8 protein-coding genes are annotated in these 8935 nt (G+C 70.2%); 5 read left to right on the forward strand and 3 right to left on the reverse strand.

Annotated elements, in window-relative coordinates; genetic code table 11:
- The 3 genes from Q0716_RS01065 to rpe all read right to left on the reverse strand — a co-directional run.
- Positions 1–621, reverse strand: a 621-nt coding sequence (locus Q0716_RS01065; protein WP_299018767.1) for an MFS transporter, incomplete at its 3' end; no start/stop codon positions are given.
- Positions 622–731: 110 nt separating this feature from the next.
- Positions 732–3095, reverse strand: coding sequence for a methyl-accepting chemotaxis protein (locus tag Q0716_RS01070; RefSeq protein WP_299018747.1), 2364 nt, complete (start codon positions 3093–3095; stop codon positions 732–734).
- Positions 3096–3195: 100 nt separating this feature from the next.
- The gene (gene rpe, locus Q0716_RS01075) at positions 3196–3876 is read right to left on the reverse strand and encodes a ribulose-phosphate 3-epimerase (RefSeq protein WP_299018749.1); all 681 of its coding nucleotides are present in this window, start codon (positions 3874–3876) and stop codon (positions 3196–3198) included.
- A gap of 86 nt (positions 3877–3962) precedes the next feature.
- Between rpe and Q0716_RS01080 the strand changes: the two genes are divergently transcribed.
- Genes Q0716_RS01080 through Q0716_RS01100 form a run of 5 tightly spaced genes read left to right on the forward strand, consistent with a single transcriptional unit; the run spans position 3963 to position 8885 of the window.
- Positions 3963–5975, forward strand: coding sequence for a recombinase (locus Q0716_RS01080; RefSeq protein ID WP_132962239.1), 2013 nt, complete (start codon positions 3963–3965; stop codon positions 5973–5975).
- Entirely contained in the window at positions 5962–6990 is a 1029-nt protein-coding gene (gene thiL / locus Q0716_RS01085) for a thiamine-phosphate kinase (protein ID WP_132962240.1), read from the forward strand. Before Q0716_RS01080 ends, thiL begins: the two co-directional genes overlap by 14 nt.
- Positions 6987–7790, forward strand: a complete 804-nt coding sequence (locus Q0716_RS01090; RefSeq protein ID WP_132962241.1) for an NUDIX domain-containing protein — start codon at positions 6987–6989, stop codon at positions 7788–7790. The genes thiL and Q0716_RS01090 overlap by 4 nt, the downstream gene beginning before the upstream one ends.
- Positions 7787–8326 (forward strand): phosphatidylglycerophosphatase A, encoded by a 540-nt coding sequence (locus tag Q0716_RS01095; RefSeq protein WP_299018763.1) that lies wholly within the window; start codon positions 7787–7789, stop codon positions 8324–8326. Before Q0716_RS01090 ends, Q0716_RS01095 begins: the two co-directional genes overlap by 4 nt.
- Before the next feature lie 4 nt (positions 8327–8330).
- Positions 8331–8885 (forward strand): CinA family protein, encoded by a 555-nt coding sequence (locus Q0716_RS01100; RefSeq protein ID WP_299018765.1) that lies wholly within the window; start codon positions 8331–8333, stop codon positions 8883–8885.
- The last annotated feature ends 50 nt before the right edge of the window (positions 8886–8935 follow it).

The raw sequence follows: 8935 nt of genomic DNA on the forward strand, positions 1-8935 counted from the left end.
GAGAAAAGTGATCCGCGCGTAGGTCTCCGCCATTGGAACGGCAGCATCGCTCACGATCAACGAAACAAAGAAGTGGGGAAAGAGTCCGACGGTCAAGATACCGAGCAGCGCGAGCACACCCGTCACCCAGAACAAGCCCGACAGCCCGATGGCCGCCGCCAGCGGCGGCGCGACGACCAGCGACAGCGCAAACACCGCGGCGATGCTCACGCCCACCAGCGCCATCGCCTTGGTGCGCACGGTGTCGCGCGTCAAATCGGCCAGCAGCGCGGTCACGGCAGCCGAGATGGCGCCCGCGCCCTGCAGTGCGCGCGCCAGGATCAGCGTCTCGATTCTGGTGGCCAACGCCGCCCACGCACTGCCCAGGGCGAACAACGCCAATCCCATGAGGATGACTCGCTTGCGTCCGTAACGGTCCGACGCCATGCCCAGCGGGATTTGCAGCAACGCCTGAGCCAAACCGTACACCCCCATGGCCAGCCCGACGCGCGCCGGATCGTCGCCCCCGGGCAGCCGGGCCGCTTCCAGCGCGAAGACCGGCAGCACCAAAAACAGCCCGAGCATGCGCAGCGCAAAAACGCCCGCCAGCGCCAGGCTGGCGCGGCGCTCATCAGGCAGCATGCGGTTGGCGTCGGGTAGGGCGCGATCAGGGGCCACGGCAACGGAGTGGTGCGATCCAAGGACGAAGCCGCCATTGTGCCGCACGCGCGGGCGGCCCACTGCCCGCGGGGTCAGTCACCCAGCGACGTGCGCTGGCGCTCGGCGGTCGATTTCATGGCGCTACGGTACGCGCCACAGCCGATGATGAGGCCATTGGGCAGCGGCGCGACGAAAGACGATTTCGCCCGCACTTGTCCGGTGACCGGGTTGATGATGTTGTATTCGACCCAGCCGCCCCCTTGCTCGACGCGGTGCAAGACGTCGGCCATGAAGGCGTCGGCATCGATGCCCGGTGCGTCGTGCACGCGCGTGCCCACCTTGGCCGGATCCAGCCCCATGACGCGGTAGGTGCCCTCGCGGTCGAGCACGAAGAGATACAGATCCCGATCGACGAAGGGGCCTTCGCGGTTTTGCATGTCTCGTGCCGCTTGATCGTAGCCGACTGCCTGGATGTGGGCCAGGGCTTTTTGCACCAACTCGTACGCCTCGTCAGCGGTGCCCTGGCGCAGCTTCATGTGGTGCACCGCTTCGTCCAGATCGCGCGTGCGCTCCATGAGTCGGTTGGCACGGTGCGTCGTGCGCTCGACCATGGCCGAGTTCTCGTAGGTCACGTTGTCCAGGTCACCCACCGCCGCCACCACTTCGGCCAGGGCGGTGCTTTGCTGCCGGCTGGCATCGGCCATGGTACCGATGCGCGCTGCGATGTCGCGAATGCCTTGCACCAGCTTGCCCATCGCGTCGCTGACGGTGCGAATCTCGGTCACCGTGCCCTGTACGCGCTCGGCTGACTCGGCGATGAGCTGGCGCACTTCGTTGGCAGCCTCTTGGCTGCGTTGCGCCAAGCGACGGACTTCGCTGGCCACGACGGCAAAGCCGCGTCCCGCCTCTCCGGCGCGCGCGGCTTCCACCGCTGCGTTGAGCGCCAGGATGTTGGTCTGGAAGGCGATACCGTCGATGGTGCCGATGATTTCGGTCATGCGCTGCGAGGTGGCCTGCAACGAACCCAGTCCGCCGACCGTGTGCTGCATCAGCTCGCCGGCGCGCTCGGTTTCGGCGTTGAGTTCCGCGGTCAACCGCCGCACTTCCTGCGCCGATTCGGCATTGCTGCTCACCGTTTCGGCCACCTGGCGCACGTTGGCCGTAGCTTGCTCTAGGCTCGCGGCCTGGCTCTGCGTGCGGTCGGCCAGTTGTTGGCTGTCTTGTACGAGTTGCAGCCCCACGTGTCCCAGCACCGCCGCTGCGCTGCGCACGTCGGCCACCAATTCCGACAAATGCGCCAGCATGTTGCGCAGACGTTGGCTCATGTCGGCCATCTCGTCGCTGCCCGGCAGCACCGCGTCGCCCGTGAGGTCGCCTTCGGTCGCCCGGTCGATGGCCTGATTCAGGTGCTGAAGCCCCCCGACGGTGGCGCGGTAAAACGCCACTATGCCGTAGCCCAGCACCAACAGCACGACCGCGCATCCGGCCACCACCCATGTCAGCCGCCGTTGCAGCGCTCGTGCCCGATCGGTCAGCCGTGCCTCGGCCTGCGTCAGCAAGGTGTCTTCCAGCGCGATCTGCGCTGCGATTGCCCGCTCGGACAATCGAAAAAACGCGGGTGCATCGATGGTCATGGCCGCGGTGCGCAGGTGGGCGTCCACCGCGCGCAGCCACTCGTCGGTCTCGCTGCGAAACGCGGCCCATTCCGTGGGCGCCGCCATCCCGCGCCGCTGCAGGCTGTCCAGGCGCTCTTGCATGGCGGGCAGCAGGGCCTGCACGCGGGCGGCCTCGCCCGCCAGCCGCACGATGTCGGAGATGATGACCGAATCGGTCATCGCATTCGGGTCGGCCAACTGCACGCTGGCGCGCCCGCGCAGGAAACTCACCGTCTCGCGCGCCACGGGCAGCAGGTCGGTGGCCAGCGCGACTTGGTGCACGACCAGCGGGTCGGTATCCAGGCTCAGGCCCGAGCCTTCGGCGACGGCGTTGGACAGCCGCTGCAGGCGCTCCAGTGCCGCCGTGGCCTGCGCGTGGCGAGCCGACGGCGCCAGCTTGCCGTCTTGCATGAGCTGTTGCACGCTCTCGAACACGGGTGCCCATGCACCGCCAAGGCCGGCACTGTCTTGCCGCATCGGCGCGTCGAGTGCCTGCAGCGCCTCGACCACCGCGCGTTGCGCCGCCTCGTGCCGAGCGGCGACGTCGGGCACGCCGGCGATCGGCTGTGCGGTGTCACGCCACTCCTGCAGTTGTCGGGACAGACGTTGCAGGGCGTGCACCCGGTCCGCCCCTTGCGCCGCCTGCGCGGCCCGCTGGGCCTGTTGCCAGGCGTCTGCCGACAGCAGCCAGGCGACGACCAGCAGGGGAATCGCCACCACACCCGCCATCCCGAGCATCTTCAGGGTCATCGGCAGCCGTTGCAACAACGCGACGGCTGGTTGAAAGGGGTCGATGCGCATGGGTTGAGTATCGGCCAAAAAAGCACGCCGGCGAGTCATCGAAAACCCCAACGCGGTCGCGTGGGTTGAGGGTCCAGGCGAGGCGCAGGCCGCGGGCGGATCAGGCCGAAAGCGCCGCACGCATGCGCTCGATCACCGCGCGGTAGTCGGGCTGACCAAAAATCGCGCTGCCCGCCACGAAGGTGTCGGCTCCGGCGTCGGCCACGCGGCGGATGTTGTCGGCCTTGATGCCGCCGTCCACCTCCAGCCGGATGTCCTTGCCGCAGGCGTCGATGCGCCGGCGCGCCTGTTCGACCTTGCGCAGCGCACTGTCGATGAAGCTCTGACCGCCAAAGCCCGGGTTGACGCTCATGATGAGGATGAGGTCGATGTCGTCGATGACCCAGTCGAGCACATCCAGTGGCGCGGCGGGGTTGAAGACCAGACCCACCTGACAGCCGCGCGCGCGGATGGCCTGGATGCTGCGGTGCACGTGGGTGCTGGCGTCGGGGTGAAAGCTGATGAGGTCGGCCCCTGCATCGGCAAACATCTGCGCCAGCGCATCCACCGGCTGCACCATCAGGTGCACGTCCAGCGGGATACGGCGGCCGTCGGGCGCCACGCAGTGCGGCTTGAGCGCTTGTGCCACCGCGGGCCCGATCGTCAGGTTGGGCACGTAGTGGTTGTCCATGACGTCGAAGTGGATCCAGTCGGCGCCGGCGGCGATGACGGTGCGCACTTCTTCACCCAAGCGGGCGAAGTCGGCCGACAGGATGGAGGGGGCGATGCGGTAGGCGGGCATGGCAGGCTTGCGGTGGTTGGGAAACTTTGTTACAGCCGCGATTGTCGCAAGAAGCCAATGACCGTGCATCATGGTACAAACCCCGCATGACCGACCAGCGCGATATTCAGCTTGAGCCAGTACCCGAGGCGGTGCTGTGGGCGCCGACAGAGGGCGATATTGCCCAGTGCAACCTGTGGTTGAAGGGGGTGGCGGGCTGGCTGCGGGCCGCGGGCAACGTTGCGCACAGCCGGCGTCGCTTCGAGGCCTGGGTGCAGCAGTTGCAGCAGCAACCCGAGGCGGCCCGAGCGCTGCGTGCCTGGTGGGGGCGCTGGGTGGCCGAGGTTGAGCTCGATGTGGTGCTGGCCGAGGCGGGTGTGGCACAGCGCTGGGAGTTTTGGTCCGAGCTGGGGCGGCGCGTGCGCGCGCGTCTGCTGCCGGTGGCGCCCACCACGACCAATGCGCTGGTGCTGCTGCCCTGGGTGTTTGACGACCCGCGTGATACCCGCTGGTTGTTGGCGCTGCCACGTACGGCGTTGCAGCAACTGGTGGCCATGTTGCACGGCGCTGAGTCGCCGGTGTCTGCTCAGGGGTGGCGTCAGGTGGTGTGGCGCGCGTTGCAGCGCTGCATCGTGCACCTGGCGGCGGGCGCCATGGAGCCAGAGTTGCGCATGCGCATGTCGCCGCCGGCGCGCGAGGCGGTGCTGTGGGGTGATTGGCCCCGCGTGTTGCACCAAGCCCAGCAAGCGTTGCAGCAGGCACCGGCTGGCCAGCAGCTCACGCCCGCCGCGCTGGAGGAGCTACGGCAAGCCATCGTTTCGGCACGCCATGCGGCGTACACGGCGTACGCGCACCTGGAGGAGCATGGCGTTTCGACGGTCGTGGTGTTTCGCTTGCGTCAATTGCGCCAGTACTCGATGCGTGCCCAAGAGTTGCTGCGCGTGCTGGGCAGCCCGCAGCCGGCACGGGCGCTGCAACATATGCTCGCCAGACTGGTGGCGCAGGCACACGACACTCGCTCGGTGCGGGCGTTGCTGGCGCAGACGTCGCAAATGTTGGCCGAACGTGTGTCGCAGCGCAGCGCCGAGACGGGCGAGCACTACATCACCCGCAATGCTGCCGAATACCGGGCGATGTTGCTGCGTGCCGCCGGCGGTGGCGCGGTGCTGGGGCTGACGACGTGGTGCAAGTTTGCACTGGGTTCGCTGGGGTTGGCTGCGTTCTGGGCGGGGTTGGCCGCGGGCATGAACTACGCGTTTTGGTTTGTGGTGATCATGCTGTTGCACCTGACCGTGGCCACCAAACAGCCCGCCATGACGGCACCGGCGATGGTCAAGCGCCTCAAGGCCCTGCACAGCCGCGAAGCGGTGCTGCGCTTTGTGGACGAGGTAGCGCACTTGGTGCGCTCGCAAGCGGCGGCGGTGCTGGGCAACGTGCTGGCGGTGGTGCCCGCGGTGCTGCTGTTGCACATGGCCAGCGTGGCGTGGTGGGGGCAGCCCATGATCGACACCGCCGTGGCCAACGAGGTGGTGGCCAAGCATCAGCTGTGGGGGCCGACGCTGCTGTACGCCGCAGGTACGGGTGTGTTGTTGTTTGTCAGCAGCCAAATTGCGGGCTGGGTGGAAAATGCTTTTGTGGTGCACCGGCTGCACGATGCGTGGATGCACCACCCAGGCTGGATCCGCTGGCTTGGGGCGGCGCGTGCGCGGCGCTGGGCGCTGTGGCTGCGCGGCCACGTGTCGGGCTTGGCGGCCAACATTTCGCTGGGCTTGCTGCTGGGGCTGGTGCCGGTGGTGCTGCAGTTTTTTGGTCTGCCGTTTGATGTGCGGCACGTCACCCTGGTGACGGGGCAGTTGACCGCCGCGCTGGCCTCGATAGGCCCAGAGGCCTGGGGGCGCCTCGATGTGTGGTCGGCCGTGGCGGCGACGCTGCTCGTGGGGCCGATCAACGTCGCGGTGAGCTTTTACCTGGCGCTGCGGCTGGCCATGCGGGCGCAAAATGTCAACGCGGTCAACCGTGGCCGCATCATGCAAGCGCTGCGGCACCGTTGGCGGCGCGCGCCGTGGAGTTTTGTGTGGCCGCCCAAGGTGGTGGCAGGGGCGCCGAGTGAGCGAGTTTGATCTGATCGCGCGCCACTTTTGGCGCCCTACGCAGGGGCAGTCGGGTGTGCTGCTGGGCAATGGTGATGACTGCGCGTTGCTGGCACCGGCGCCGGGCATGGCGCTGGCGGTCAGCTGCGATATGCTGGTGGCGGGGCGGCATTTTTTGCCCGATGTGGATCCGCAGGCGCTGGGGCACAAGGCGCTGGCGGTCAACCTGAGCGACCTGGCGGCGATGGGTGCGCGCCCGCTGGCATGCACGCTGGCACTGGCCTTGCCGAGCGTGCCCGACGAGGCCTGGCTGGCGGGCTTGGCGCGGGGCTTGCTGGCGTTGGCCGACGCGCACGGCTGCGCGCTGGTGGGCGGGGACACGACGGCGGGGCCGCTCAACCTGTGCCTGACGGTGCTGGGCGAGGTGCCGCCGGCGCACGCCAGCCGCCGCAGCGCCGCACAGCCCGGCGATGACGTATGGGTGAGCGGCGCCTTGGGCGAAGCGCGCCTGGGGCTGGCGCTGCTGCGCGGCGAGTTGGACCTGCAAGGCCCGGGCACCGAGGCCGCGCGCGAGCACCTGTTGCGGCCCCAGCCGCGCGTGGCGCTGGGGCTGGCGCTGCGCGGACTCGTGCACGCCGCGGTGGACGTCAGCGACGGCCTGCTGGCCGACCTGGGGCACATCCTGGCCGCGGCGGGCGTGGCGGCACAGGTGGACGTGGACGCGCTGTTGACCCACGCCGTGCCGCCCGCGGTGCGCGCGCTGCCGCCGGCCACCGCCCTGACGTACGCGCTGGCTGGCGGGGACGATTACGAATTGGTGTTCACCGCCGACCCCGCGCAGCGCGAGGCGGTGCTGGCCGCCGCGCGGCGCGCTGGCACGCCGGTGGCGCGCATCGGGCGCATCGTGCCAGGGGCGCCGGCGGCGCACCCGCTGGCCGACGGCGCGGGGCGCGTGCAACTGGTGGACGGTGGCGGAGCCCCATACACCTTGCCGGCCGGCGTGCGGCTGGCGGGGTTTGACCACTTCGCTACCATAGAGCCATGAGCACCTTTGCCGCCCCCGCGCCCGAACAGGCCCACCCCGCCGCTGAGGACACGCCCCGCCCGGCGGCCTCGGTGGTGCTGTTGCGCGACAGCCCAGCCGGGCTGGAGGTGTTGCTGCTGCGTCGCGCCGGCGGCGCGCGCGAGCTGGGCGGGATGTACGTTTTTCCCGGGGGCAAGGTGGACCCCGACGACGCCGACGAGCGCTGGCGCGGCTGGCTGGGCGCGGACGACACCACGCTGCGCGCGCGCCTGGGCGAGCCGGGGCTGGACGCGGCGCTGGCACGCGCCCTGTACGTGGCGGCGGCGCGCGAGCTGCGCGAGGAGGCCGGTGTGGCGCTGCCAGGGGCGCAGACCTTGCGGCCGTGGGCGCGCTGGATCACGCCGCGCAACCCGGTGGTGGGGGCGCAGCGTTTTGACACGCGGTTTTTTCTGGCGCGGCTGCCCGCCGGAGCCGAGGTGCAGCGCGACACCTTCGAGACCACCGCGGCGTTGTGGACCACGCCGCAGCAGGCGCTGCAGCGCTACTGGGCGCGCGAGTTGGAGCTGATCCCGCCGCAACTGATGGGGCTGGCACACTTGGCGCGCCACGCCACCGTGGACAGCGTGTGGGACGAGGCGGGCCGGCGCATGCCACCGTGCGTGGAGCCGGTGCAGTTTCGCGACGGTGAGCACCGCGCGATGTGCTACCCCGGCGATCCGCAGCACCCGGTGCGCGAGCGCGCCTTGCCTGGGCCGACACGGCTGCGATTGGTCGACGGGCGCTTCGAGCCGTACGACGGCTGGCAGGGGTGGTGGGCATGACCGCGCCGCGTGACGAACCGCTGCCCTGGCCGGTGCCGTCGGCGCGTTTCATGCTGGCGCGCCTGTCGCACCTGGTGGCGTTGGGCTTTGGGGCGGGCTTGGCGCGCATCGCGCCGGGCACCGTGGGCACGCTGTGGGGCTGGGCGGCGTTCGTGGTCATCGACGCGCTGGCGGCGCCGGGCGACTTCGGGTGGGCCGTCATCATCGCCGCGGCGCTGCTGCTGGGGTGGTGGGCGGCCACGGCCACCGCGCGCCGCACCGGCATCGCCGACCCCGGCTTTGTCGTCATCGACGAGATCGTGGCCATCTGGCTGGTGCTGTGGGTGGCGGCGCCGCAGGGGCTGCTGGGGCAGGCGGTGTGCTTTGGGCTGTTTCGGCTGTTCGACGCGGCCAAGCCCGGGCCGGTGGCGTGGGCGGACCAAGCGTTCAAGGGGTCTGGCTGGCGCGGTGGCTGGGGCGTGATGTTCGACGACCTGGTGGCCGCGTTTTGCACGCTGCTGGTGGTGGCGTTGTGGCGCTTCGTCTGGGGGGGCTGAGGCGATGAACCCAGGGTCTTGCCGCGCTACCGTGCCTGCCGACGGCGGCGGCAGCGGGCTGCTGTGGGTGCCACCGGCGGTCTGGCCGCTGTTGCGCGACCTGGCACAAGCCCTGCTCGGGCGCGGCGAGCGCCTCGTGTGCGCCGAGAGCTGCACGGGTGGGCTGGTGGCGGCCTGCTGCACCGCGCTGCCGGGCTCGAGCGACTGGTTCGAGCGTGGCTACGTCACCTACTCGAACGCCGCCAAAGTGGCTGAGTTGGGCGTGGCGCCCGATCTGCTGGCCGCCCACGGCGCGGTCAGCGAGCCCGTGGCGCGCGCCATGGCACACGGGGCGGCCGCAGCGGCGGGCACGCGGGTGGCGCTGGCCATCACCGGCATCGCTGGCCCCAGTGGCGGCAGCGCCGCCAAGCCGGTCGGCACCGTCTGGTTTGGCTGGTGCGTGGACGGCCTGGTGCACGCCGAATGCCAGCGCTTCGACGGCGACCGCGCTGCCGTGCGCGCCGCGGCGGCCGAGCACGCCCTGGCGGGCCTGCTGGCGCGCCTCAGGGCCTGCGCCTGACCGGCCGGGCGCGTCCGTGACGGCAAGGCGTCACGCCGCGCCGCAACACT

The sequence above is a fragment of the uncultured Tepidimonas sp. genome, assembly GCF_938045175.1.
GTDB lineage: Bacteria > Pseudomonadota > Gammaproteobacteria > Burkholderiales > Burkholderiaceae_C > Tepidimonas.